The 24,612-nt window shown below is 59.1% G+C and carries 20 protein-coding genes; 8 read left to right on the forward strand and 12 right to left on the reverse strand.

Going from position 1 to position 24,612, the window contains the following annotated elements; translation table 11 throughout:
* Positions 1-11: 11 nt before the first annotated feature.
* Entirely contained in the window at positions 12-905 is an 894-nt protein-coding gene (locus tag M0D66_RS29850; protein ID WP_266212415.1) for a dihydrodipicolinate synthase family protein, read from the reverse strand.
* 145 nt (positions 906-1,050) lie between these two features.
* Here M0D66_RS29850 and M0D66_RS29855 point away from each other — a divergent pair, with 145 nt between their 5' ends.
* On the forward strand, positions 1,051-3,978 hold the full coding sequence (locus tag M0D66_RS29855) for an FAD-dependent oxidoreductase (protein ID WP_266212416.1): 2,928 nt from the start codon (positions 1,051-1,053) through the stop codon (positions 3,976-3,978).
* Between the two features lie 382 nt (positions 3,979-4,360).
* Here the strand turns inward: M0D66_RS29855 and M0D66_RS29860 are convergent, their stop codons facing one another.
* The 5 genes from M0D66_RS29860 to M0D66_RS29880 all read right to left on the reverse strand — a co-directional run bounded on the left by M0D66_RS29860 (position 4,361) and on the right by M0D66_RS29880 (position 10,106).
* Entirely contained in the window at positions 4,361-5,323 is a 963-nt protein-coding gene (locus tag M0D66_RS29860) for a ribose ABC transporter permease (protein ID WP_234486839.1), read from the reverse strand.
* A 79-nt stretch (positions 5,324-5,402) separates the two neighbouring features.
* A complete protein-coding gene (locus tag M0D66_RS29865; protein WP_208620666.1) occupies positions 5,403-6,947 on the reverse strand; it encodes a sugar ABC transporter ATP-binding protein in 1,545 nt (514 codons plus the stop codon).
* Between the two features lie 93 nt (positions 6,948-7,040).
* Positions 7,041-7,964: an ABC transporter substrate-binding protein gene (locus M0D66_RS29870; RefSeq protein ID WP_093635302.1), complete on the reverse strand. Its 924-nt coding sequence runs from the start codon at positions 7,962-7,964 to the stop codon at positions 7,041-7,043.
* Between the two features lie 114 nt (positions 7,965-8,078).
* Positions 8,079-9,242 (reverse strand): Gfo/Idh/MocA family protein, encoded by a 1,164-nt coding sequence (locus tag M0D66_RS29875; RefSeq protein WP_200620232.1) that lies wholly within the window; start codon positions 9,240-9,242, stop codon positions 8,079-8,081.
* 144 nt (positions 9,243-9,386) lie between these two features.
* Entirely contained in the window at positions 9,387-10,106 is a 720-nt protein-coding gene (locus tag M0D66_RS29880; RefSeq protein WP_093635300.1) for an SDR family NAD(P)-dependent oxidoreductase, read from the reverse strand.
* 843 nt (positions 10,107-10,949) lie between these two features.
* Between M0D66_RS29880 and M0D66_RS29885 the strand changes: the two genes are divergently transcribed.
* The 4 genes from M0D66_RS29885 to M0D66_RS29900 all read left to right on the forward strand — a co-directional run bounded on the left by M0D66_RS29885 (position 10,950) and on the right by M0D66_RS29900 (position 14,302).
* The gene (locus M0D66_RS29885) at positions 10,950-11,834 is read left to right on the forward strand and encodes an intradiol ring-cleavage dioxygenase (protein ID WP_200620259.1); all 885 of its coding nucleotides are present in this window, start codon (positions 10,950-10,952) and stop codon (positions 11,832-11,834) included.
* Positions 11,831-12,178, forward strand: coding sequence for a Dabb family protein (locus tag M0D66_RS29890; RefSeq protein WP_093635298.1), 348 nt, complete (start codon positions 11,831-11,833; stop codon positions 12,176-12,178). Before M0D66_RS29885 ends, M0D66_RS29890 begins: the two co-directional genes overlap by 4 nt.
* Positions 12,179-12,286: 108 nt before the next feature.
* Entirely contained in the window at positions 12,287-12,865 is a 579-nt protein-coding gene (locus M0D66_RS29895) for an NADPH-dependent FMN reductase (RefSeq protein WP_093635297.1), read from the forward strand.
* Between the two features lie 78 nt (positions 12,866-12,943).
* Positions 12,944-14,302, forward strand: a complete 1,359-nt coding sequence (locus M0D66_RS29900) for an amidohydrolase family protein (protein WP_093635296.1) — start codon at positions 12,944-12,946, stop codon at positions 14,300-14,302.
* A 158-nt stretch (positions 14,303-14,460) separates the two neighbouring features.
* Here the strand turns inward: M0D66_RS29900 and M0D66_RS29905 are convergent, their stop codons facing one another.
* The 4 genes from M0D66_RS29905 to M0D66_RS29920 form a co-directional block, all read right to left on the reverse strand.
* A complete protein-coding gene (locus M0D66_RS29905) occupies positions 14,461-15,387 on the reverse strand; it encodes a LysR family transcriptional regulator (RefSeq protein ID WP_200620233.1) in 927 nt (308 codons plus the stop codon).
* 205 nt (positions 15,388-15,592) lie between these two features.
* A complete protein-coding gene (locus tag M0D66_RS29910; RefSeq protein ID WP_093635294.1) occupies positions 15,593-17,287 on the reverse strand; it encodes an ABC transporter substrate-binding protein in 1,695 nt (564 codons plus the stop codon).
* 613 nt (positions 17,288-17,900) lie between these two features.
* Complete coding sequence (locus M0D66_RS29915; RefSeq protein ID WP_266212417.1) at positions 17,901-18,290, reverse strand: AMP-binding protein; 390 nt, start codon at positions 18,288-18,290, stop codon at positions 17,901-17,903.
* Complete coding sequence (locus M0D66_RS29920; RefSeq protein ID WP_266212418.1) at positions 18,229-18,552, reverse strand: twin-arginine translocation signal domain-containing protein; 324 nt, start codon at positions 18,550-18,552, stop codon at positions 18,229-18,231. The genes M0D66_RS29915 and M0D66_RS29920 overlap by 62 nt, the downstream gene beginning before the upstream one ends.
* A 379-nt stretch (positions 18,553-18,931) precedes the next feature.
* On the opposite strand from M0D66_RS29920, the gene M0D66_RS29925 reads away from it, so the two are divergent.
* The 3 genes from M0D66_RS29925 to M0D66_RS29940 all read left to right on the forward strand — a co-directional run bounded on the left by M0D66_RS29925 (position 18,932) and on the right by M0D66_RS29940 (position 21,969).
* The gene (locus tag M0D66_RS29925) at positions 18,932-20,119 is read left to right on the forward strand and encodes an FAD-binding oxidoreductase (RefSeq protein ID WP_200620236.1); all 1,188 of its coding nucleotides are present in this window, start codon (positions 18,932-18,934) and stop codon (positions 20,117-20,119) included.
* Between the two features lie 170 nt (positions 20,120-20,289).
* Complete coding sequence (locus M0D66_RS29935; protein WP_266212419.1) at positions 20,290-21,039, forward strand: electron transfer flavoprotein subunit beta/FixA family protein; 750 nt, start codon at positions 20,290-20,292, stop codon at positions 21,037-21,039.
* Entirely contained in the window at positions 21,040-21,969 is a 930-nt protein-coding gene (locus M0D66_RS29940; protein WP_200620239.1) for an electron transfer flavoprotein subunit alpha/FixB family protein, read from the forward strand.
* Between the two features lie 20 nt (positions 21,970-21,989).
* Here M0D66_RS29940 and M0D66_RS29945 read toward each other — a convergent pair whose 3' ends face one another.
* Positions 21,990-23,153, reverse strand: coding sequence for an alpha-hydroxy acid oxidase (locus M0D66_RS29945; protein WP_200620240.1), 1,164 nt, complete (start codon positions 23,151-23,153; stop codon positions 21,990-21,992).
* Positions 23,154-24,611, reverse strand: coding sequence for an FAD-binding oxidoreductase (locus M0D66_RS29950; protein WP_266212420.1), 1,458 nt, complete (start codon positions 24,609-24,611; stop codon positions 23,154-23,156). It abuts the gene before it with no gap.
* Between the last annotated feature and the right edge of the window lies 1 nt (position 24,612).

Below are 24,612 nucleotides of genomic sequence, written 5' to 3' on the forward strand. Positions count from 1 at the left end.
GGGGAAAAGAATCAGGACAGCGTGTTCAGGACGCCGAGCGCCGCAAGGTCGGCGCGCAGCAGTTCGCGATCGCCTTGTGGCAGCGGCAGACGCGGCGCGCGCGGCGCGCCCACGGGCAAGCCCATCATCTCGAGGCCGGCCTTGCTTGCCGAGACATAGCGATGACCGCCAACCCAACGCACGATCGGCAGGATTTCGTGATAAATCGCGAGTCCCGCGTCGAGATCACGCTCGACAGCAGTGCATTCGTAAAGCCGGGCGGAAAGTTTCGGCAGCAGGTTCGAACACACCGCCACCCAGCCCTGCGCACCGACACACATGGATTCGTAGCCGAGAATCCCCGCAAACACGGTCATGCGGTCACCGCACAATTCGACGATGTCGCGCACCCGCGTGACCTCCAACGTCGACTCTTTGATGTAGCTCACGTTGTCGATGTGCGACAGGCGCGCGACGAGTTCCGGCTTCAGGTCGACGTTCGCCGTGGCCGGATTGTTGTAAATCATGATCGGCAGATCGATCGACTCGCCGATCCGACGGTAGTGCTCAAAGAGTTCGTCTTCGGTCGGCGTGCTGTAGAACGGCGGAATGACCATCACGCCGTCCGCACCGAGTTCCTGCGCTTCCCGCGAACGGGCAATGGCGTCGTCGGTCCATTCCATCCCCGTACCGAGCAGCACCGGCACGCGGCCCGCCGCCGCCTCGATCACGGTCTGCGCCACTTCCAGCCGCTCCGAATCCTTCAGCGACAGGAATTCGCCCGTGCTGCCGAGCGGAATGAGCCCATGAATCCCCTCTTCGATCTGCCAGTTCACAAGCTTGCGCAGAGCTGGCACGTCGACATGCTTGCCGTCGGCGGTAAAGGGCGTGATCAGAACGGTGTAGGTGCCGCGAAAAGTTTTCATCGTAGAGCTGGAATCCGGTTTTTTTGAGCGCTTTGAGTTTGCATATTGTTTGTATAGCATTTGTATACAAATTCCATACGTCAAGTTTTTCAAATTCCGGCCTCCGTCTGGAAGACGTGCAAAGCCCAATGCAACAAGGTTTCTGATGCGTCTAAAAAAATCGCACATCGCGCCATCCGGCAAGCTCATCTCGTTCGAATACGACGGCGAGCGCATCCGCGCGCCGGAGGGTGAGTCCATTGCCGCGGCGCTTGCCGACGCCGGCTGTGGGGTGTACCGGGAGACACGCGATGGGGCGCGGCGTGGGCTGTATTGCGGCATGGGCAACTGCTTCGAGTGCCTCGTGTGCGTGGACGGCAAACAGGGACAACGCGCCTGCATGACGAAGGCAGCGGACGGCATGCAGGTCACCGCGCAAGGCACTGAGCGCGCCAACGCCGGCGCTCATGTGCCGCTCGCCCCGACGCCTGAAGGCACGCAGCCGCGCGAGGTCACCGTCGACGTGCTGGTGGTAGGCGCCGGCCCCGCAGGACTATCGGCGGCGTGCGCGGCCCGCTCGCGTGGTGCATCGGTCGAGGTGATTGATGAGCGCCCCATGGCGGGCGGCCAGTTTTTCAAGCAGATCGCGCCGAGCCAGCAGGCCAGCAAACTCGATCGACAGTTCCGCGAAGGCGCAGCGCTGATCCGGCGTGCTCGAACGATGGGCGTCACGCTCACGCCGGAGGCGTTCGTCTGGGGCACATTCGGCCCGCACGAAATCGGCGTGATCGTAAATGGCGCAAGCGTCGTGTTCCGTCCGCAGCAGATCGTGCTCGCTCCCGGCGCATACGAATACACCACGCCCTTCCCGGGCTGGACCCTGCCCGGCGTGATGACCACCGGTGGCGCACAAACGCTGGCGCGGGCGTATCGCGTGGCGCCGGGCGAGCGGATCGTCATTGCGGGCAACGGGCCGCTGAACCTGCAACTTGCCGCCGAGTTGGTGGCCGGCGGTGCGAACGTCGTGGCGGTTCTCGAACGTGCGCCGCGGCCCGGCTTGCGCCTGTGGCGCGAACTGCTTGTAGCGACCCGCGAAGCACCCAGCCTGATTCGCGACGGCGCCGCTTACCTCGCTACGCTGCGCGCCGCGAACGTGCCGGTGGTCTGGAACGCACGCGGGCTCGAGGCGCATGGCAAGCAGCGGCTCGCGGAGATAACCTACATTTGCGACGACAAAACCGTCACCCTCTCCTGTGACACCCTGTGCGTTGGTGACGGTTTCGCACCGACGACCGATATCGCACGGACGCTCGGCTGCACGCATTCGTTCGTCGACAGAGGCATTGGACATCTCGCCACTGACATCGACGCAAACGGGCAGACGAGCATCGCAGGCGTGTTTGCGGCAGGCGACGGTGCGCGCATCGGTGGCGCCCGGGTCGCGCTCGCGCGCGGGACGCTCGCGGGCCACGCGGCGGCGGATGCGCTACGTCTTCAGTCAGAGGCGGGCGCCGAGAGATCGCGTGCTGCGGCACGCCGCGCGTTGGGGCGCGCGGACCGGTTCCAGACCGCGCTGTGGAAGATTTTCGCCGCACCGACGCCGCATATCGCGGATGTGCCGCGCGACACGATCGTCTGCCGATGCGAGGACGTGACGCAGGGCGTGATCGTCGACCAGCTCGCCGCCGGCCACGACACGCTTGCGTCGATCAAGCGCAACACCCGCCTCGGTATGGGCCGCTGCCAGGGCCGCAATTGCGCGGCGAGTTGCGCGAAGCTCATCGAGGAATCGACTGGCCGTGCGCGCGAGGTCATGCATTTTCTCGCACCGCGTGTGCCAATACGTCCCACGCCGCTCGCCGCGCTCGCGTTCGAGAAGCCCGAATGGGGTGGCCATCGCAAGGCGTCCACGCCGAACATTGCCCGGCCTGTAAAAGAACCCGCACTGGGCGATCAGACGACCGACATTCTCGTGATCGGCGGCGGCGTGATGGGTGCATGTCTTGGTCATTTTCTGAGCCGTGCCGGCCGCGATGTGCTGGTGGTAGACCGCGACGATCTCAACCTGCAAGCGTCCGGCGCAAACGCGGGCAGCCTGCACGTGCAACTCCTGTCGTTCGATTTCGGCAAGAAGGCGCGCGCGGGCGGGATGCCCGCAGCCAACACGCTTGCGCTCGGCCCTGCGTCAGTGCGGCTCTGGCAGCAGCTCGAACGCGAAAGCGGCGACAACCTCGAAATTCGTGTGACCGGCGGTTTGATGGTGGCCGACAGCGAGGCTGGCATGCGCTTCCTCGAGCAGAAGATCGCGCTCGAGAAACAGTTCGGCATCGAAGCGGAACTGCTCGATACGCGCAGCCTGCTCGCGTTGTCGCCACATCTTTCGCCCGCATTGCTCGGCGCCGAATATTGCCCGATGGAAGGCAAGATCAATCCGCTGCGCGCAACGTATGCCGTCATGCGCCTTGCCAGCGCGCAGGGCGCGCGCTTCCAGCGTGCGACCAACGTCACGGCGATCATGCGTGATCGCGACGGCTTTTCTGTCGACACGAGCCGCGGCTGGATTCGTTCACGTGTCGTGGTCAATGCCGCCGGCGCGTGGGCGAAAGAAATCGGTGCGATGCTCGGCGTGCACGTCCCGGTGGCGGGCACGCCGTTGCAGATGATCGCCACGGAACCCGCGCCGAAGCTCGTCGACCATCTGATCGCCCACGCCGACCGCCACTTGAGCCTGAAGCAGACCGCGACCGGCGGCATCCTGATCGGCGGCGGCTGGACCGCCGCGTTCGACCCCGCGCGGCGCATGAATCACGCAATGCGCGAGAGCATCGAAGGCAATGTCTGGGTCGCAAGCCACGTGCTGCCCGCGCTCAAAGGAATGCACATGGTGCGCGCCTGGGCCGGCATGAATATCGACATCGACGGCGCGCCCATTGTCGGCCCCGTTGAAGGTGTTCCCGGCTTCTTCAATGCCGTGACGTCGAACGGCTACACGCTTGCCCCAATCGTGTCGCAGTTGGTCACCGATCTCATTCTCCAACGTACGCCCGAACTTGACGTCGCGCCCTTTTTGCTCAGCCGCTTTGCGTCAGCGTGAAGCATATTCAAGTTCACTTGCCCGAAAAATCCTGACTACCCAAGAGCGGGATTAACTGACATGAATTTCAGAAAACACCTACGTAAATCGCCCTTGATTGCAACTTCCCCTGGGTCGTAAACCGGTTCTTTCTTCTCTGCGTTCTGGATGTTCTGCGGATACCTAAGCTGATCGCCGGCTCGTCGTATCGCCGTCTGGTCTCCTGAGACTAAAACTGCGTAGCGATGCCCGCAAACGCACCAGAAAGCGTGTACAACGTTGCATTTCCGTTTCCGTTGTTCGCATTGGCGTGGTACACCGCGCCGGTCAGAGACGTTGCGCGCGTCAACGTCGTATCCGGGATGATTTTTCTGTATTGCGCTTCGGCCGCGCATATTGAGAATCAGGTGCGGTTCTCACCGCTGCGACGGACGCGATCGAGGGCCACGGCCGCGATGATGACAAGGCCCTTGATAATGAATTGCCAGATGTCAGATACACCCAAGATGACAAGCCCATTGGAGAGTACTGCGATAATCAAAGCTCCAACCAGCGTCCCCCAGATAGAGCCCACGCCACCCACGAAACTTGTCCCGCCGAGGATAACCGCTGCAATCGCGTCAAGCTCGTAGCCCTGGCCGATCTGAAGACCATTCGCAGCATAAAGCCGCGCTGCGGACATCACGCCACCGAGACCGGAGAGCAGCCCGGAGACGGCATACACAAAGAGCAGAATCAGAGGGACCTTGATGCCCGAGAGGCGGGCTGCCGCAGGATTTCCACCAAGGGCATATATCCAGATGCCGAGCACCGTACGACGAAGGACGATCCAGGAGATCAGGATAACGGCGAGCGCGATGATTGCGAGCACGGGCACGCCCAGGATACTTGCATTGCCTATCCACGCGAAGCTCAGGTTGGGATTCATCACCGTGCCGTCGTTACCGAACAATCGCGCTAATCCTCGCACTGCGGTGAGCGACCCGAGCGTAACGATGAACGGCGGCAGCTTGAAATAGGCGATCAACCCACCGTTGAGCAAGCCCAAAACTATGCCGGTAATGAGTCCCACTGGGAGCGCAAAGGCACCGAATGTGGGATTGACGGAACACAACATGGCAGTCATTGCCGCGGTAGCCAGCATTGATCCCACTGAAAGGTCAATGCCTCCCGTTAGGATCACGAATGTCATGCCGGCGGCCAATACCGTATTGATGGCGGCCTGCTGCGACACAATTGCGATGTTTTGGCCGGTGAAAAACGTGCCTTCTGTCGCAAAATTAAATGCGAAGCAAAGGATGATCAACACCGGCAACATGCCGATTGCGCTAATCAGTCTTCGAATGTGCACCTTACGCGCCGACATTCCGATGCGCTCTGTCGATGTCTGGGCCGCGGCTGGGCCTCCGATCGTTGATTTGCTCATTTCCGTCTCCGAATCTGTTTCAAGCGGCATCAAGGGTTGCATCCGCCCCTGCCGCCAGAGCCATGATGTTTTCCTGCGTGATCGCCTCCTTGTCCGGGCCGCCGACCTCGCCGACGATATGCCCCGCCCGCATCACAAGGGTGCGATCGCAAACCCCGATGATTTCCGCCAGCTCGCTCGATATCACTACGACACCGATTCCCTGGCGAGCCAGGTCGTCGATAAGGCGATATATCTCTGATTTAGCGCCAATGTCCACACCGCGCGTCGGCTCGTCGAGAATCAGCACCTTGGGTCCGATTTGCAGCCAACGTGAAAGCAAAACCTTCTGCTGGTTTCCTCCAGAGAGGCTACCCACGTTGACCATAGGGCTCGCCGCCCGGATACGAAGTTGTTCAAACGCCGAATTTGCGCGACTCTTCCCTTTTGCAAGGTTGAGAAAGCCGCCTTGGAGTGAATCTGAAGCAATGACGCCAATATTGAGGTTTTCGGCGCACGACATGTCGAGAAAGAGGCCAAGTGCCTTACGGTCCTCCGTCAGGTATGCCAACCCGTTCCTGAGTGCGTCCGACGGTTGACGAATGTTCACCTCGAGGCCGTTGATGAAAACTTTCCCGCCCGTTTTTTCATCGGCCCCATAGATCAGTCGCGCAAGCTCGGTACGGCCAGAGCCGACCAGCCCGGCAATTCCCAATACCTCGCCTTGATGGAGCTGAAAGCTGCTTGGCTTGACTTTGTCGCCGTCTGAAATGTCTTTTGCTTCGAAGATGACAGGACCACGGCTACCGCCTGAATCGTGCTCTTTCATGTAAAACGTCGAGAGATCCCGACCGACCATCATCTTGACGATAGTCTGTGCCGATAAATCATGACGCTCAATCGTTCCCACAAATCGCCCGTCGCGCAGCACGGAGACACGATCGGAGAGGTCGTAGACCTCTTCCATACGGTGGCTGATGTAAATGATGGCGATGCCTTCGGCACGCAATTGCCTGATCAACGCAAACAGCCTCTCGCTCTCGCGAGACGACAGGGCCGTAGTGGGCTCATCCAGAACCAGGATTCTGGACTTCGCGTGCAACGCGCGGCCAATCTCCACCAGTTGCTGCTCTGCAATCGAAAGCGTGCCGACGATCGTGCGAGCATTGAAGGGCACGTCGAGTCGCTCCAGGACGTCGCGACATCCGGCATACATCGCCTTGCGATTGGCCATTCCGCGAGCTGAAACCTCGCGCCCCAAGTAAATGTTTTCGGCAACCGTCAGATTGGGGGCAAGGCTCAATTCCTGATAAATGATCGATATGCCATGATTCTTCGCCTCCTGCGGATCGCCAATGGTGACGGGCTGACCATCGATTAGAATCTCGCTTCCCGAGTCGGCCTCATAGGCCCCCGAGAGGATCTTCATAAGAGTCGATTTTCCTGCGCCGTTTTCACCCATCAGCGCAAGAACTTCACCACCCCATGCGCGCAGTTCGACGCTGTCAAGAGCCTTGGTGCCAACAAAGGTCTTGCTGACGTTCCGCATTTCGAGCAGAGGAATTCCGTTATCCGATGGCATCATGTCTCCTTGTGTGTGCTGGCCGGCGCGCGCCGTACGCCGAAGCGCGCGCGGTGCCCAATGCAGCGCTCACGCGCTGCATCGACAGAGGGTTGATTAGCCGCCCCAGCCCTTGTACGACGCGACGTTGTCACGCGTGACCAGTTTCGGATCAAGCAGAATCACAGGCACATCGGGCTTTTTCCCCTTTGTCAGGATGTCGTTGCCAATATCGAAAGCCCTCATTGCCATCGAGTACGGGCTCTGGGCCACCGACGCCTGGACCGACGAATTCGATTTCAGCAACGTCTCCACTTCCGGCGAGCCATCAACGCTGAAGATCATGACGTCCTTCCGGCCAAACTGTTTGGCCGCCAGATCCGCCCCGATGGCTTCCTGATCACAGACCGTGAACACACCATCGACTTTCGGGAACCGGGTCAGTAGCGACTGCATGACCGTCAGACCACCTTCACGCGTTGCCTTGGCGTTCTGGTTGTCGGAGAGGACTTCGAATTTGCCTTTGCTTAGAACCGACTGGCAACCCTTGACCCGATCCTGGATGGACGATACGGCCGGCCCATTCAAGATGACCACCTTGCCTTTCCCGCCGAGCTTGTCCGACAGGTACTGGCAAGCCATCTCGCCCGCCTTGAAGTTGTTGGTCTGTACAGTCGCCACCGCACCCTCTGCGGAAACATCGACCGCGATGACCGGAATGCCTGCTGCTTCGGCGCGTTTGATTGCCGGCAGAATCGCCTTAGGATCATCCGCAGTCAGAATGATCAAATCCGTCTTGGCGGAAATGAAATTGTCGATCTGAGCGAATTGCTTGTTCAGGTCGTAATCCGATGCGACTGTCGTGACCTTGGCGTTTGGATTGATCTGCTTTGCGCGATCGGTAACGCCCTTGGAGATTGCGATCTGAAAGGGATCGCCGAGGGAATAGATTGCAACGCCGACCGAATTGATATCCTTCGCTGACGCCACGCCTGTAAGCAGACCCATGGCTGCCAGACCGAGTACAACTTTCTTTAACATCATTGTCTCCATTTCTGATTTAAAAACCACTACGACGTCACGCTCGGCAGAGCGTGACAAAAGTCGGAATTGGAAGGCTCGCAAGCTCGATCATCGGGTTTGCGACGACTTTATTCATCGAGTAAGCGTGGTCCAGGCTCCACCCTTCTCGTTAGACCGAACAGCCGCATCGATCAACGCCATGGTGTCCACTCCGTCCGCAATGCCTGGTATGCCGTCGAGGTAAGACTGGTACGGCAAATCGAGACGTTTGGCGATCAATGCCTTCGCGAAATCTGCGTACAGGTTTGCGAAGGCAAGCGCGTAACCTTCGGGGTGCCCAGCCGTGAATCGCGTCGCAGCGGTTGCAGCCGGCGAGAGGCTGCTGTATCCCCGAGCCAGCCGGACAGCGGGCTTACCAGGCGGCTTGAACCAAAGCACCTCCGGTTCTTCCTGAACCCAGGTGAGACTGCCTTTCTCTCCAAAAATCCGGAATGAGAGGCCATGGTCGTTTCCCGTTGCGACATAGCTGCCCCAGAGCCGCCCGCGAGCACCGCCTTCGAACCGTGCCGTCAGATAAGCGTTGTCGTACACTTCGCGACCTTCGGCGAAGGTCGTCATCTCAGCAGAGACTTCCTCGATGCGGAGTCCGGTGATGTATGAAACGATATGGTGAGCGTGGGAGCCAACTTCGCCCAAGAGGACGCCCTTGCCCATCGCAGACTCGCGAAACCGCCAATGGCGGTCCGGATTTTGCGGGTCAGCCACAAAGCCCGCGCACAGTTCGCCTTCAATACATTGAATCTTGCCGAGTGCACCCGACGCCACCATCGCACGCGCTTCCCGAACCATCGGATAACCCGTGTAGCAATGCGTGAGGAGAAACAGCCGATTGTGTTGTTTGACGAGGTCATTGAGGCGTTGGGCTTCGCCAAGATCGCGGCTTAGTGGCTTTTCACAGATGACGTCGATCCCTTTCTCCATGAATGCGCTAGCCACTTCAAAATGCAACTGTGGCGGGGTGGCGATTACTACCGCGTCGATGCGGTCTTCGCGCGCTGCTTCGCGCTCTGCCATCACACGAAAATCGGTGTAGATCCGGTCCTCGTCGATCAATTCCGCTCGCGCAGAAGCTTTCGCAATCTCCGGGTCAATTGACATCGCGCCAGCGACCACATCGTAAAGACCGTCGGTTCGCATCGCGACAAGATGGGTGCGACCGATGACAGAATCTTTTCCACCGCCGACCAGACCAACTCGAACGCGCCGGCCAAATTGAGTAAGAAGATCAGTAGACATGTGTTTCACCTGCAATATGCCTGCAGTACGAGCTGCAGGTTGTTTGGAGTTTCGCCGACCATGCGAGGAGCGCACGGCCCACGTCAATAGAAGCAGCTCTTTTGAATCGATGATGCGATCCGTTACCGCATCCTTGCATCTCGGCTACTGGGCGAGATATCCGCCGTCGATCACCAGTTCGCTACCGGTCATAAACGAGGACTCATCACTCGCAAGGAACAGACATACATTCGCGACTTCCTCGGACGTGCCCATGCGTCCCATCGGCGTCTTCGCGATGATCTCGGCGTTCATGTCATCCGACTGGTGCTCAACGAGTGGCGTTCTGATCAATCCGGGATGCACAGAGTTCACTCGAATATTCTCGGGCGCGTAGGTCACGGCGGCGTTCTTGGTCATGTTTCGCACCCCGCCCTTTGCTGCGGCGTATGCCGCGGCCCCCGCGACACCAACAATGCCCCACATGGACGAGAAATTGATAATCGAGCCTTTGCGCATCGCGCGCATAGACGGCAACACGGCCTGGATGCCAAGGAAGCTGCCAGTGAGATTGACGTTGAGCACTTTCTGCCAGCTGTCCAGATCGGTGCCGTCCAACGTTTCATAACACCCGACAATGCCTGCGTTGTTCACGAGCACGTCGATGCGTCCGTGACTGGCAATCGCCGACTCGACAACGCGTGTCCAATCTGCTGGCGAGGACACGTCAAGTTGCTGAATGTCGAAGCCACGTGAATCACCCGTTGAATTGATATCAGCCGCAATGACCGTAGCGCCTTCGCGTGCGAAAATTTGCGCTACCGTCAATCCGATGCCCTGTGCAGCACCGGTGATCAAAGCGACTTTGCCTTTAAGGCGGTCCATTTTCTATCTCCTTTCTGATGTCCGCTATTCGCAGTTCTGTTTTCGACTTCCTCAACACGTTCCGTGGCCACCTACTGTGGCATCGCCACTGGTATCTCTAGCCCGGAACTGTTTTTATCTATCAGCGTCTCTCAGCACTCGAACGTTCTGGGCCGAAGATAGCGGTCCTGAGGTCCGGTCGGCGGCCCGATGGAAACGCGGCCCGCGAACTCGCGGCCAGTAATCTGTGGAAGGGAAGCGCTGATGTGGGGGACGGGCTTGCGGACGTCCACGCCGGGCCGTGATCATATTCATGAGGACCGGTGCCGCAGATGCCGCACGGTGTTGCTATGACAAGCACCTGTCCCAAGCTCGGTTTTCGTGGGGCATACTTCATCGGCGCAAAGATCGCGCTTACCATGAACCCGGACTGCTTTCATCGATGGTCTCCTACCAGGCCGCCCGGGCCAGGTGAATCGGTGGGTTTGCCGACTTCGTTGTCACCTTTGCAACGCCGCGTTGCGTTTCGTGGCATGGCTGTAGACTATTCGAACGTGCGCTAAAGAAATATGCGTGCCCGCGAAATCATATTTCCGGCAGGTGGAAATATCTTTGCGGTGACCACCTTGAAGGGGAAAGTCCATCCGGATTTCCCCGGGAATGGGACGACGACACGACGGCATCCGAGAAAATCTGGCCATCGTTCATTAGCGTCAAAACAAATAATTCGATTTCGGTCCAACGATCGTTACGGCTGATTCATCCACCTAGCGGAAATGTCATTTCACTTTGACGCATTTCTTTTCCGTTATGAGGTCGTTAACCTGTCGTCTCATGCACACGCGCACAACGGAGACGACAGCGATGCGCAACATCAACGAGGACACCATTACGCAGGCCGTACTTGCGTCAATGGACGATCGCTGCGACAGCAGACTACGCACGATCATCACCAGTCTGGTGCAGCATCTTCATAGCTTCGTGCGCGATATCAAGCTCACCGAGGCGGAGTGGCTCAAGGCCATACAGTTTCTGACTGAAGCTGGACACATCACGGATGACAAGCGTCAGGAATTCATTCTGCTTTCGGACACGCTTGGCCTGTCGATGCTCGTGATGGCGCTGAACCACAAAAAGCCGACCCACTGCACGGAAGCAACCGTATTTGGTCCGTTCTATGTCGAGGGCGCGCCGGAATACGAAAACGGCGCGGATATCGCGAACGGCGCGCGAGGCGAGCCGTGTTTTGTAAGCGGCCAAATCCGCGGTCTTGACGGCACGCCGGTGAGCGGCGCACGGATCGACGTCTGGCAGTCCGACGAAGACGGATTCTACGATGTCCAACGGTCGTCCGATGGTTCGGGTTCCGCAGCCCACCAGGCGCGCGGCAGGCTATACAGCGGCATTGACGGGAAATTTCAGTTTCGCTCGATCCTCGCTGAGGCATATCCGATTCCCCACGACGGCCCCGTGGGCCGAATGCTGGAAGCGCTCGGGCGGCATCCATGGCGGCCGGCACACCTGCATTTCATGATTGTGGCGCCCGGCTACGAAACGCTGATCACCCATGTATTCCGCGATGGAGACAAGTATCTCGACTCTGATGCGGTGTTCGGTGTTCGCTCAACGTTAATCACCGACTGGGTCGAGCACGATCCTGGCGTGGCGCCGGACGGTACAAAAATGAAAAAGCCGTTCTATACGGTCAATTATGACTTCGTACTAAACCCCGCGGAGGTTCATGCATGATCCGACATATTGTCATGTGGCGAGTTAGCGGTGAGACCCCGCAAGAACATCAGAAAGCCCGCCGGCTCGTCAAGGAGAGCTTTGAAGGGCTACGTGGTCAAATTCCAGGCATGCTGAAGCTTGAAATCGGACTCGATTCGAGTGCGGTCGACTATGCCTGTGATGTCGTTCTCATCACGGAGTTTGATTCACAGGCCGCTCTTGACGCCTATGCGACGCATCCGGAGCACCTGCGAGTGCGAGAGCTACTTGGCAATATGAGAACAGCGCGTTTTCAGGTCGACTATTGCGTCGAGACGACAGCCGACTCCGCTGGACCGCGGATAAGCGCGATCAACGCCTGAGTTGGCGCACGTGCATGCCCGAGCATATGCAGCATTGGGCATCAACCTGATCGTATCGATACACATGGTCCCTCAGGGCCATCACATAACTACTTCCTAAGGAACATCATGTCTGATCAAAACCCCCTGCGTCTGGTGACGCTTGTCGGAAGCCTGCGTCGTCTTTCTTTCCACGCAGCCATCGCCGACTCCCTGCAGACGTTAGCGCCGGAGAATGTCCAGGTGACGAGGTTACCCTCCGTTGGGTTGCTCCCCCACTACGACGCGGATGTTCAGGCCGAGGGTTTTCCGCAAACTGTGCTTGAACTTGGAAACGCAATTGGTGAAGCGGACGGAGTCATCATCGTCACGCCTGAATACAACTATTCGGTTCCCGGTGTGCTGAAAAATGCGCTGGACTGGCTTTCGCGTCTCCCGACAGCCCCGTTTGCAGGCAAGCCCGTTGCGATCCAGTCGGCGTCCCCTGGCATTTTTGGAGGCGCCCGCGCGCAATACCATTTGCGCCAGAGCCTGGTATTCCTCGATTCGCAGGTGCTGAACAAACCCGAGGTTATGGTAGGCGGAGCCGCAAGCAAGCTAGACGTAGAGGGCAAGAGCGTCACGGACCCACAGACGCGCGAAATCATCTCCGCTCAACTGAAATCCTTTGCTGCCTTTACCATGCAGCACAAACTGGCAATCAAATAAGCCCGTTGTGGCGGCGAGGCGGCGACAACAAATTCGCCTTACCGGGATACAGCCCACTAGAACCAGGGAGACGCGTTGATGAAGATGCTGATTACAGGCGGTCATGTAGTCACGATGGACCCGGCCATCGGCAATGGCCGCTTCAACTTATTGATCGAGAATGACCTGATTGTCGCTGTAGGACCGCAGGTCCAGGCGAACGATGCTGAACAACTCGACGCTACCGGTTGCATTGTCATTCCGGGGCTCATCAACGCGCACATGCACACGTGGCAGACCGCGCTGCGCGGGGTGGCGGCTAACTGGACATTGCCCACCTATTTCCGTAGCGTCCATGCGGGACTAGCAACGCTGTTCAACCAGGATGACCTTTACATCGGGACGCTCGTGGGTGCGCTCAACCAGCTGAGTCTTGGCACGACCACGCTGGGCGACTGGTGCCACAACAATCCGACGCCCGAACACACGGATCGCGCGATCGACGGACTGCTCGAGTCAGGGATCCGCGCCGTGTATTTTCACGGTTCCCCAAAGCCAGATCCGAAACCTGGGCAGAAGCACTTCAGCGAGATTCCCCATCCACGTAGCGAAATCGAGCGCCTGCTGAAGAACAGGTTCACAAGCCGCGACGCGCGCGTCACGCTCGGCATGGCGATCCTCGGCCCTCATTACTCGACCTATGAGGTAGCCGAGCATGATTTTCTGCTTGCCGCCGAGTACGAACTGATCGCCAGCATGCACTGCGCAGGGCTCGAGCCGAAGACGCCCGATGGTTGGGAACGTCTGGCCGAGCGCGACCTTCTTGGCCCGACCACCAACATCGTCCATGGTAACAATCTGAGCGACGCGCAACTCCGGATGATGATCGGCCGTGGGGTGACCTTCTCTGTCGCGCCCGAGACGGAAATGACTCAGGGACACGGCCATCCGATCACTGGCCGATTGCGTGACGCGGGCGGGGCGCCGTCACTTGGTGTCGATCTCGAGTCAGCCATCGCAGGCGACATGTTCACGGTGGCGCGGGTCGCGTTGGCCTCGCAGCGTGCGTTGGACAATGCGCAGGCTCGGGTCGACAGCGGGCAGTTGCCGAGTCATTCGACGATTTCCACGTCGGACGCACTCAGTTGGATAACGATTCGCGGCGCAGAGGCACTTGGCCTGCAGGATCGAATTGGGTCGCTCACGCCGGGCAAGCAAGCCGATGTCGTGTTGATTCGTGCAGACGGTTTGAGTATGCGACCGGTGCACGACCCTGTTTCGTCAGTGCTAATGCAAGGAAGTGCCGCAAACGTCGACACGGTGTTAGTGGCTGGCGAGTTCAAAAAGCGCGCCGGAAAACTTCTTTACGAGCAGTTGGAGCAACGGCTCGACGAACTGGACGCCTCGGGCAGCCGTATCAACGAGCGTTTCGCGGAACTCGCTACAAGCACGGGTTGAAGCGACGTCCAAAGCGGACCTTTGGTCTGGTCGCTCGACGCTCGCTCAACACCAGTTGCGCATAACGACAGGCAAGGACGCGACGCTGCGCCTGGTGCCATGTCCCGGATTTCGCGAGCCCTCGGAAGTGAAAGCGCAGCACTGGCGCATATGACCAATCACGCAGCCTCCGTCAGCCATCGTTTTTCCAAATCCAGATTCTTCACCCGTTCGATGAGGAACTCTGTGAAAGCCCGAATTTTCGCCGGCTGATACTTACGACTCTGATACGCAAGATTGATCGTGAGTGGCGGCAGCTTCCAGTCCTCAAGAACCGGAATGAGCCTCCCCGAAACGATGTCATCGTAGATGATGTACAAAGGCTGGATGACCATTCCAAGGCCAGCTCGGCCAGCGCCAACGATGACCTGACCTTCGTTCGAATCGAGCACGCTTTCGATCCGGATGTGACGCTCATCTTCGCCCTTGCGCAGGTGAAGCATATAGGGATCTGCTGCGAGGTTATATACCAGCATCTGATGCGTATCGAGATCCTCCGGTGTGCGAGGACGTCCATGCAGTTGCAGATAGCCCGGTGAAGCAGCGATCACTCGCCGTGTTTCGGCGAGCCTCCGCACTGTGATTCCGGAGTCGTGTTCATGCTCCTTGGTACGTATTGCCACATCGATCCCCGCCTCGATGAAATCCTGATACTGATTCGCCGTCACAATCTGCACGGAAAGGTCCGGGTACCTCTTCCTGAGTTCGGGGAGTGCTGGAGCAATATGCATCATCGCGAACGAGACTGAACTCGTTACCCGCAAAACGCCACGAGCGACCACGCATTCGTCGGAGACGATTGATTCTGCCTCTGCCATTTCTGCAAGCATTGCAGAACATCTCCGGTGGTAGTCATGCCCAACATCAGTCAGCCACATCCTCCGGGTAGTCCGCTCTATGAGGCGTGCCCCCAAACGTTCTTCGAGCGCGCTCAGCGTGCGACTTGCCGAAGCGTTCGACATATCGAGTCTATCGGCGGCTTTCGAGAGGCTGCCCAGTTCGCCAGTCAGGACGAACAACTCTATCTCGCTCCACCGATCCGCCATTTTTTGTTCCTCTACAAGGAAAACTGGGATCTGATTATTGCGGAGGGGCAGACAAAGACAAAGCGCGCAGGTGTCCACTTTGAGAAAAGTTCATTTTGGACTTTTTTGAAGGTGCCGCGGCCCAACGCGAGACTGTGCCAGGCATCTCATGGGGATTGGCAAGTACGCATCGCATTCCGACCATCTTCGCGTTCGACCGGGTGCCTCAACTCTCGCGCGCTTGAAGGATGCGGTCGATACGCTGTTGAGACCGGACCAGCGCTTCTTTCGGTTTGATCTCGCCGCGCATCATTCGATGAATCTCTTCGCCGAGGATCGACGTCATTCCTGAAAACTCCGGGATTGGGGGGCGTTGCCAATACTTCAGTTGATCGTTTTGCGCGAGTCTATCTATGATCTCGATGACGCCACTCATGCCTTTGACCTCAGGATCTGCGCTGACACTAAAGCGCGGACTGACCAGACAGCCATTCTGGACGTAATACTTGATCAGCTCGGGGGACGTAAGATATTGGGTAACACGCCACGCCATATCAACACGTTTCGGATCAATGTTCCTGGGGATACCGAGCGCGTATCCGCCCATTGGCGAGATGCATTGTGTTCCCACCGCGCGCGGATGAGGAAGAAAACCGGACCGTTTGTGGGCAGGCGACCCCGAATCAAATTCGAAGCGCGCTGCGCGAACCGACCAGACATATCCGGTCGCAATCTTCCCTTCGGCATAAAGTTGGCCGACGTCGTCCCAAGCGAGGTGCAGCAGGTTTGGTGGTGCGAAATTCTGGAGAGCGAGAAGATACTCTGCCGTCGCAAGACCTTCCGGGCTGTCGATCATGCATGCGATCCGCTCGCCAGAAAGTTGTGAAAGATCGAAATCTCCGTCGATCACCGGCAGATCAAGCGGTGACCTGCCGAAGTCACCCAGTAGTTGTAAGAATGTATGCCCGATGGGGGTTCCACGCGCAGCACAGAAAGCAACCCCAGCGATGTCCGGTCGCCGCTTCTTAAGTAGACGAAGAGCATGCAACGTTTCGTCGACGGTTGTGGGGGGCGCGAGACCGAGAGATTCAAAGATATCTGTCCGATAAAAAAATAGCTCGGCGGTCGGCTCGATTGGAACGCCGTACCGGACTCCATCGTAGCTCGCGGCATTCCAGCTCGCAGGATGGAAGTCGGAGGGGTTCATGTTGCTGCTTTCGAGCAGAGCATCAATCGGCATCAGTACACCCTTCTGCGCATACTCGCCAATCTGTGGCATATCGAAATCGATGATGTCGTAATGAGAGACTGCTCGCTGGGCATCGTTAAGGGTCAGTGTTCGAACATCATCTATCGATGCACAAGTGATCTCAACCTTGCCACCCAACCATTGTTCGAGCTCCTTTTGAGCACGCGCGAGGATGAGAAACGTCGGGTCGTCGGTGAACAAAAAACGCATTGTATTCTTGACCCCGATCCCCTGACGCAGGATTGCGGGCCCTGAGATAATGTTGGCAGCCATATAGGACGCACCGAAATAGTAGCTACTACGTCCCTCGGCATCAGTTGGAAACCCAAAGGTCTGAGCGACTATGTCCTTCATTCGCAGCGCATAGTCGTGAAAGCGGGCGATCATGTCCTCACTGGGATGCAGGGAGAACGATTTCCCGGTCGTAGTGCGCTCCCGCTTGATGATCAGTTCCTCCTCCAACATCTGATCGATCTTTCGCACCGCCGTGCTGTAGGGCATGTTCGCGGCGTGTGCCAGGCTGGTTACTGTCACCAGCTTGTTCTCCAGATGCCTGCGGATTACGAAAAGCAGAATATCCCACGTTGCCTCATTGATCCCTAGACACTCGTTTGACAACGCCCGCGCCTTCTCGGCGAAGGAAATGATCGTCAACAGTTCTTGCTTCGTCACCGCTCTCGCTCCTTGTCTCCATGTGCCTGACTCAACGGCCGGCTTCAGTTTTTTTTGCAGCGACAGAATCGCGTTGACTACCGGAAGGTTGTTTGGCTTCTAGTTTGCTGCCGATGCCCGCGTGCTGCTGATAGGAAGTATATTGTGTTTCTACAAGTGGACCGGCGAACTAAAGGGGCCTCGCCGGAAGCGGGTGACGGCAGGTCTGCCATATCCTGGAGGGCCCGAGTGGCGGCACGGCGCCTGACCACCCGCATCATAGGCACCGCAGATTCGAATGCCGTGCCGGTTCGCGGCCAAACTAGCGCTCAAGCCCGATGTGACGGAGGCAGCATACGAACCGCTCCTCAGTCGCATCGCCACAATGACTACGTCGTCACGGGTCTTTGCGCGCCCCCGTCCCAGCAATCGTCCGTTCTGACTGATAGAGTCTGTTTCTGGATTCTTTGCGTCGGTGTCTTCGAGAAGTCGTCCACGATGGCGATGAACCGTGGCACCTGGAATCGCGCCATGCGTTTCTCGCACCACGCAACGAGCAGCGCGTAGTCAAACGTGGCCGGCTTGCTTTTCAGCTTGAGAAATATTTTCAGGTCTTCGTCGGCGAACTCGTTCACTACGCCAATAAGGCGCTCTCTTCGACATCTGGATGCGAGTTGACGACGTTCTCCACCTCCCAGGCTGACACATTCTCGCCCCTTCGCCGCAGGCTATCTTTCTTTCGACCAAGGAAGAAGACGTAACCGTCTTCGTCCTCCCGCCCGAGATCGCCGGTATAAAGCCAACCGTCGCGGATTGTTTCGGCAGTCTTGTCCTCGTTGCGAAAATAGCCGGCCGTCAGTGTGCCGACCTCGCCCTCTGCGACGCGGATTTCGCCGATCTGTCCGGCTGTGAGCCGGCGACCGTTCTCGTCTACGACCTCCACTTTGAAATAGTCAACTGCCTTACCGATGGAACCCAGCTTGCCATCGACGTTGATGACACTGAAGCTCGACGTCTCCGTCATCCCATAGCCTTCTCTCACCCGGGCTGTCGACGATCGTCACCTGGATGCCGGTCTCTTTCGTGAACGGCTTCACGCCGGACTCTTCGATCGCCTGCCGATAGGCGCCGCCCCAACTGACCAGCGTCATCTGCTGCTCCGCGGCGAACGCGCGCCTTGAATGAAGTAGCAAGGGAGAGGCGGCGGCAGCGACTGCAAGACCCGCGACCCCGGTTAGAAACTGCCGCCGCTCCGGAGATGGAGCGGATTGACTCGACTTCGACATGATTGGCCTCTCACACGTGGTAGGGCAAACCGTTCAGCGAGGGAGGCGATTACAAGAACCGCCTCGCTTAAAGGCGATTTCGGCATAACGGCGTGACCGTGGCTAAAGCCTACGCATGCAAAGAACGCCGTGCATCTTCCACGACAGATTCTTATCTTTTGGATAAGCGTTAATGATGTGGCCGTTTCATCGCCTGACCGGCGTCGGAAGTCCGCAGAGAAAATTGCCCGATCTTTCAGTGTGCCTACGAGAAGTTCATCACTTGAAACCCCGCACCCTGACGGGCGCTTCTGCTAAAAATCGTCACCGCTTATATTTGCGGATCCCTATTTTTGCCGCATCACACTTCGCTCACACCTTGCTCAAAAGGAAGCTGAACGTGGAAACATACGATGTGGTCGTAATTGGGGCTGGCGTTATTGGCAGTTCGGTGGCTTTCCAGCTCGCCAGATTGGGCGCGAAGAACGTTCTCGTGCTCGACCGTGGGACGATCGGGGCCGGAACAACGTCGCAATCTTCCGGCATTTTGCGCACCCATTATTCGGTCAAGGAAAATGTCGAGCTGGCCCGGAAATCATGGGACGTCTTCAACAGTTTCGCCTCCTATCTGGGCGACGACGAAGCGTCGTGCGGACTGGTCAAGTGCGGCTACATGATCGTCGCGGCCGAGGGCGACAAGCTCGAGCCGCTACGCGCCTCGCTCGACCAGCAGAAAGCGCAAGGCATTCCGCTCGAACTGCTGGACGCGAAACAGGCTAGCGAACTGCTGCCCATCGCGCAGTTTGGCGATGCTGCGCTGATCGGTTACGAGCCGGAGGCCGGGTTCGCCGACGCCTACCTGGTGGCGACCAGCTTCGCCCGCGCGGCGCGCCGTGGCGGTGTGACCATCCGGGAAAACGCGTCGGTGAACCGGATCCTTATCCAAAACGGCAAGGTGGTCGGCGTTTCCACCAGCATCGGCGACTTCAGCACGTCGATGGTCATCAGCACCCAGAACATCTGGACTCCGGAACTCGCGGGCTGGACCGGCAAAACCCTGCCGGTCATGCCCGAGCGTCATGCCGTGCTCGCACTCGAATGCGAGGCGGCCAAGTACACGTTCTCGATGCCGGTCTTCAAGGATCTCGCCTCGCCAGGCATGCTCTATTACCGCAGCTACGGCGGCAGCCAGATGCTCGTCAGCGAAGGGGTGGTCGGCGAGAAGCTCAACACAAACGAAGTGGAGCAAGGCGACATTCCGATGGACTACGTCGTGGAAGTCGGCACCCAGGTTGCCGAGCGCTTCCCCGAATACGAGACGGCCGGCATCGCTTCGTCGTGGACCGGCGTCTACGACGTGACGCCCGACTGGAACCCCGTGCTCGGCAAGTTGCCCGGCATCGAAGGGCTGGTGGTGGGCTACGGCTTCTCCGGTCACGGCTTCAAACTTTCGCCGACCGTCGGGCGCGTGCTCGCGCAGGAAGCGCTCGGCCTGCAGACCGACGTGTCGCTCAAGCCGTACTCCATCGAACGCTTTACGACTGGCGAATTGCTGACCGGCAAATACGGTCTCGGCGCTGTGTCCTGAGGCCGCGGTCATGTCTGTAGTCGACATGCGCTCTGTCGCATCGGTGCCGCAAGAACCCCGGCGCAATGGCGGCGGAATCACACGAACCCTTGCGACAGGCAGCAGCCAGTGGCGGATCAGCCTGGCCGAAATTGAGCGTGACGGTCCAATTAAATGATGAGGAAGATGAGATGAAGGTCATTACCGCAGTAAAGCGCGTGGTCGACTACAACGTGAAGGTCCGGGTCAAGGCCGACGGTAGCGGCATGGATATCGGCAACGTCAAGATGTCGATGAATCCGTTCGACGAAATCGCTGTGGAAGCTGCCACGCGTTTGAAGGAAGCCGGCACGGCTAGCGAGGTCATCGCCGTTTCGTGCGGCCTGACCCAAAGTCAGGAAACCCTGCGCACCGCGCTCGCCATCGGCGCGGATCGCGGTGTGCTGGTAGAAACGGATGCCGAGCTACAACCACTCGCCGTCGCCAAACTGCTCAAGGCCGTGGTCGAGAAAGAGCAACCGCAACTGGTCATTCTCGGCAAGCAGGCCATTGACGACGACGCCGGCCAGACAGGCCAGCTGCTCGCCGCCCTTCTCAACTGGCCGCAAGCCACGTTTGCCAGCGGCATTGAAATCAAAGACGGCGCGGCGATCGTAACTCGTGAGGTGGACGGTGGCCTCGAAGTGCTTTCGCTGCGTTTGCCGGCAATCGTGACCACGGACCTGCGTCTGAACGAACCGCGCTACGTCACCTTGCCGAACATCATGAAGGCCAAGAAGAAGCCGATCGAAATGGTCAAGCCGTCCGACTTCGGCATCGACCCGTCACCGCGTCTGAAGACCCTGAAGGTCGTCGAACCGCCGGTGCGCAAGGCTGGCGTGATGGTGCCGGACGTGGCGACGCTGGTGGCAAAACTTAAAATTGAAGCAAAGGTGATTTAAATGACGACGCTTGTGATTGCCGAACACGATAACGCCCAACTCAAGACTTCGACGCTTCATACCATCACCGCCGCACGGCTGCTGGAGAACGGTGTCCACGTACTCGTCGCCGGTAGCGGTGCGCAGTCCGTTGCGGACACGGTGAGCAAGGTGGCCGGCATCGACAAGGTGATTTTCGTCGACGCGCCCCAGTTCGCGGACGGTCTCGCAGAAAACGTCGCGGCGCAGGTGCTGTCGCTCGCCGGCGACTACACGCACATCCTTTTTCCCGCCACGGCTGCCGGCAAGAACACCGCGCCACGCGTCGCGGCGAAGCTGGATGCCTCACAGATCTCTGACGTCATTGCTGTGGAGTCGGCCGACACATTCCAGCGCCCCGTGTACGCCGGCAACGCGATCGCCACCGTGCGATCGGACGACCCAGTGAAAGTCGCCACCATCCGCACCACCGCGTTCGATGCTGCCCAGCCGAACGGTGGCAAGGCAACGGTCGAGACCGCAGCGGCAGTGGCCGATGTCGGCCTGTCGACTTTCATCCGCCGCGAAGTCGCCGCCAGCGACCGGCCCGAACTTACCTCGGCGCGCGTCGTGGTGTCCGGCGGGCGCGGCCTGGGCAGCAAGGAAAACTTCGCCCTGCTCGACCCACTGGCGGCAAAGCTCGGCGCCTCGGTTGGCGCGTCGCGCGCGGCAGTCGATTCGGGTTTCGCGCCGAACGACTGGCAAGTCGGCCAGACCGGGAAAATCGTGGCACCAGAACTGTATGTCGCTGTCGGCATCTCGGGCGCGATCCAGCATCTGGCCGGCATGAAGGACTCGAAGGTCATCGTCGCGGTGAATAAGGACGCGGACGCGCCGATCTTCAGCGTCGCAGATTACGGTCTCGTCGGCGATCTGTTCGAGGTGCTGCCCGCGCTGACCCAATCGCTGTAAGCGGTTCGCCACAGGACGGCTCAAACGCTTCCTGTTGCTGAAGCTCGAGCCGTCCCGGCAAGGTAACTCGCATCGAGTGACGCAATGTTGGGGCAGCCTAACAACCGCATGCAAATCTCGAGTTCTTTTTTCAGCATGGAAAGGATGTCTCCCGCGCCGCTCAGATCCGCCGCGGCAAGGCCGTAAAGCGGCGCGCGCCCTAGCAGCACCCCATTGGCGCCCAACGCGATTACTTTGGCAATATCGCTTCCGCGACGGATCCCTCCGTCGATCAACACAATGAATCCGCGCGGCGTGGACGAAATCGTGTCCGCCAGAATCTCAAGCGAACTGAGCGCACCGTCGAGCTGACGACCGCCGTGATTGGAGAGCACGACGCCGTCCATGCCGTGCCGCGCCGCTGTCACGGCATCGGCGGTCGTCTGGATTCCCTTGATGAGCAGCTTGCCTGGCCAGTGCTGGCGCACCCAGGCCAGGTCGCGCCAGTTGAGCGACATGTCCATTTGCCGGCTCATGGCCGCAGCCTGCACTTCGAGGCCCGGGCCCAGATGGGCACTGCGGGCGAGGTTGACCAGTTCGGGCGCACCATGCACGCCGACCATCGCAGTCCAGCGCGGGTGGGTGGCGATATCCCAGAGTAGCTTCGGTGTCCAGCGCAACGGCAACGAGAAACCGGTCCTTGCGTAGTGGTCGCGTTGACCCGTGACCGGGGTGTCGACGGTGAGCAGAAGTGTGGAAAAGCCGCATGCCGTAGCGCGCGCCATCATATCTTCGGCAATACTGCGGTTCTGCTGGACATAGAGCTGCAACCACAGCTCGCCGTCGGATGCCTTGCGGACGTCCTCAAGGAGGCTCGTCGATGCAGTGGACAGAACAAACGGCAAACCGGCCGCCCGAGCGGCCCTCGCCAGCGTCTCGTCCGCCTCGCGTCGGTAGAGTCCGTTAAGACCGGTTGGACCGACGACCGCCGGCCAGGCCGCAACGGCACCGGCTAGCATTGCTTTGGTATCGACTTCAGCGACGTCCACCAGCACACGCGGTGCAAACATGACCCGTTCGTAGGCGAGCCGGTTGCGCCGCAGCGTGATCTCTTCTTCCGCTCCGCCCTCGAGGTAGTTGAAGGCGAAATGAGGAAGAAACCGCTTCGCGGCACCACGATAGTCGGCGACGTTGGCGAACGCCATCTAATGGCCGGATACAGCAGCGGCCACTTTCGGAAGCACGCGGCCCGGATTCATCGTGTCCTTCGGATCGAGCAGTTGCTTGAATTCACGCATCAGCGCAATCTCCGCTGCATCCTTGTAGACACTCATTTCCGACACATGCAGTGAGCCGATCCCATGTTCGGCACTGAACGTGCCGCCCATGCCGGCCGCGATGTCGTAGAGGAGATGGCTGAGCTTCAGTTGAACACCCGCTTTATCCTCCACACTCGCCCAGTACGCGTGGCTGAACATGGCGATGTAGTGAAGATTCCCGTCCCCCATGTGCCCGACCACCACCGGCACCGCCGCCGGATAGTGTTCCGCCAGTGCACGCCCCGCCAGTTCGACGAAATCCGGAATGCGGTAAGTGGGGACGGCGATATCGTGCGTGAGGCCCATGCCCTCGCGACCGTTCGCTTCCGTGACGTGATGCCGGATGCTCCAGAGGTCTGCGCGTTGCTGCTCATTCAAAGCGATCACAGCGTCCTGCACGACACCATGGTTGAACGAATCGTTCAGCGCCTCGCTCAGCCGTTCAGCGAGCGATTCACTCGTGCCGGTCGCGGCCGCGAGTTCGACCAGAATCGTCCAGTTGGGTGTCGTCTGAAACGGGTTTCGCGCGTTTTCTGCATGACGCAGCGAGATATCGAACTCGCTTTGCGAAATCAGTTCGAGACCGACGAGTTCGCCGGGAAAGGCAGCCTGCAGCTTGAGACCTTCATCGACTGCCGCGGAAACGGTCTCCACACCCAGCATGGCGGTAGCGATGGCGTGCGGCCGCGGAAACAGCTTCAGCGTGGCCGCCGTGACCACCCCGAGCGTTCCCTCCGAACCGACAAACAGGTTTTTCAGGTCGTAACCGCTATTGTTCTTTCGCAACGAGCGCAGGCCGTTCCAGATACGACCGTCGGCGAGTACAACCTCGATACCGAGGATCAGGTCGCGGGTGTTGCCGAAGCGCAGCACGTTGGTGCCGCCGGCGTTCGTCGCGATGTTGCCGCCGATCTGGCACGAACCCTCCGCACCCAATGTCAGCGGAAACAGGCGGTCAACCTCGAGCGCTGCGGCCTGGATGTCGGCGAGCACGCAACCGGCCTCGACCGCCATGGAATTATTCCGCGGATTCAATTCGATAATACGGTTCATCTTGCGCATGTTGAGCAGCACGCTCTGGCCATCATGGTCCGGCACCGAGCCGCCGCATACGCTGGTGTTGCCGCCCTGCGGGAACACCTTGACGGCGTTCTCATTACAGAACGCGAGCACCTTCGATACCTGTTCCGTGGTGCGCGGGAAGACGACGCAAGCCGCCTTTCCTGAATGACGTTTGCGCCAGTCGATGAGATACGGCTCCATGTCGGATGGCGCATCCATCACGTTGGCATCACCCACCAACTCCTTGATTGCAGCAATCAGGCTATGTGAGTTCATATCCATA

Origin of the sequence: Paraburkholderia sp. SECH2, assembly GCF_030464795.1 — a bacterium.
GTDB lineage: Bacteria > Pseudomonadota > Gammaproteobacteria > Burkholderiales > Burkholderiaceae > Paraburkholderia > Paraburkholderia aspalathi.

What these genes read in the sequence shown, in the direction of transcription:
- M0D66_RS29850 (WP_266212415.1), bottom strand. Translation starts at nt 905, where the DNA reads ATGAAAACTTTTCGCGGCACCTACACCGTTCTGATCACGCCCTTTACC.
- M0D66_RS29855 (WP_266212416.1), top strand. Translation starts at nt 1,051, where the DNA reads ATGCGTCTAAAAAAATCGCACATCGCGCCATCCGGCAAGCTCATCTCG.
- M0D66_RS29860 (WP_234486839.1), bottom strand. Translation starts at nt 5,323, where the DNA reads ATGTCGGCGCGTAAGGTGCACATTCGAAGACTGATTAGCGCAATCGGC.
- M0D66_RS29865 (WP_208620666.1), bottom strand. Translation starts at nt 6,947, where the DNA reads ATGATGCCATCGGATAACGGAATTCCTCTGCTCGAAATGCGGAACGTC.
- M0D66_RS29870 (WP_093635302.1), bottom strand. Translation starts at nt 7,964, where the DNA reads ATGTTAAAGAAAGTTGTACTCGGTCTGGCAGCCATGGGTCTGCTTACA.
- M0D66_RS29875 (WP_200620232.1), bottom strand. Translation starts at nt 9,242, where the DNA reads ATGTCTACTGATCTTCTTACTCAATTTGGCCGGCGCGTTCGAGTTGGT.
- M0D66_RS29880 (WP_093635300.1), bottom strand. Translation starts at nt 10,106, where the DNA reads ATGGACCGCCTTAAAGGCAAAGTCGCTTTGATCACCGGTGCTGCACAG.
- M0D66_RS29885 (WP_200620259.1), top strand. Translation starts at nt 10,950, where the DNA reads ATGCGCAACATCAACGAGGACACCATTACGCAGGCCGTACTTGCGTCA.
- M0D66_RS29890 (WP_093635298.1), top strand. Translation starts at nt 11,831, where the DNA reads ATGATCCGACATATTGTCATGTGGCGAGTTAGCGGTGAGACCCCGCAA.
- M0D66_RS29895 (WP_093635297.1), top strand. Translation starts at nt 12,287, where the DNA reads ATGTCTGATCAAAACCCCCTGCGTCTGGTGACGCTTGTCGGAAGCCTG.
- M0D66_RS29900 (WP_093635296.1), top strand. Translation starts at nt 12,944, where the DNA reads ATGAAGATGCTGATTACAGGCGGTCATGTAGTCACGATGGACCCGGCC.
- M0D66_RS29905 (WP_200620233.1), bottom strand. Translation starts at nt 15,387, where the DNA reads ATGGCGGATCGGTGGAGCGAGATAGAGTTGTTCGTCCTGACTGGCGAA.
- M0D66_RS29915 (WP_266212417.1), bottom strand. Translation starts at nt 18,290, where the DNA reads ATGACGGAGACGTCGAGCTTCAGTGTCATCAACGTCGATGGCAAGCTG.
- M0D66_RS29920 (WP_266212418.1), bottom strand. Translation starts at nt 18,552, where the DNA reads ATGTCGAAGTCGAGTCAATCCGCTCCATCTCCGGAGCGGCGGCAGTTT.
- M0D66_RS29935 (WP_266212419.1), top strand. Translation starts at nt 20,290, where the DNA reads ATGAAGGTCATTACCGCAGTAAAGCGCGTGGTCGACTACAACGTGAAG.
- M0D66_RS29940 (WP_200620239.1), top strand. Translation starts at nt 21,040, where the DNA reads ATGACGACGCTTGTGATTGCCGAACACGATAACGCCCAACTCAAGACT.
- M0D66_RS29945 (WP_200620240.1), bottom strand. Translation starts at nt 23,153, where the DNA reads ATGGCGTTCGCCAACGTCGCCGACTATCGTGGTGCCGCGAAGCGGTTT.
- M0D66_RS29950 (WP_266212420.1), bottom strand. Translation starts at nt 24,611, where the DNA reads ATGGATATGAACTCACATAGCCTGATTGCTGCAATCAAGGAGTTGGTG.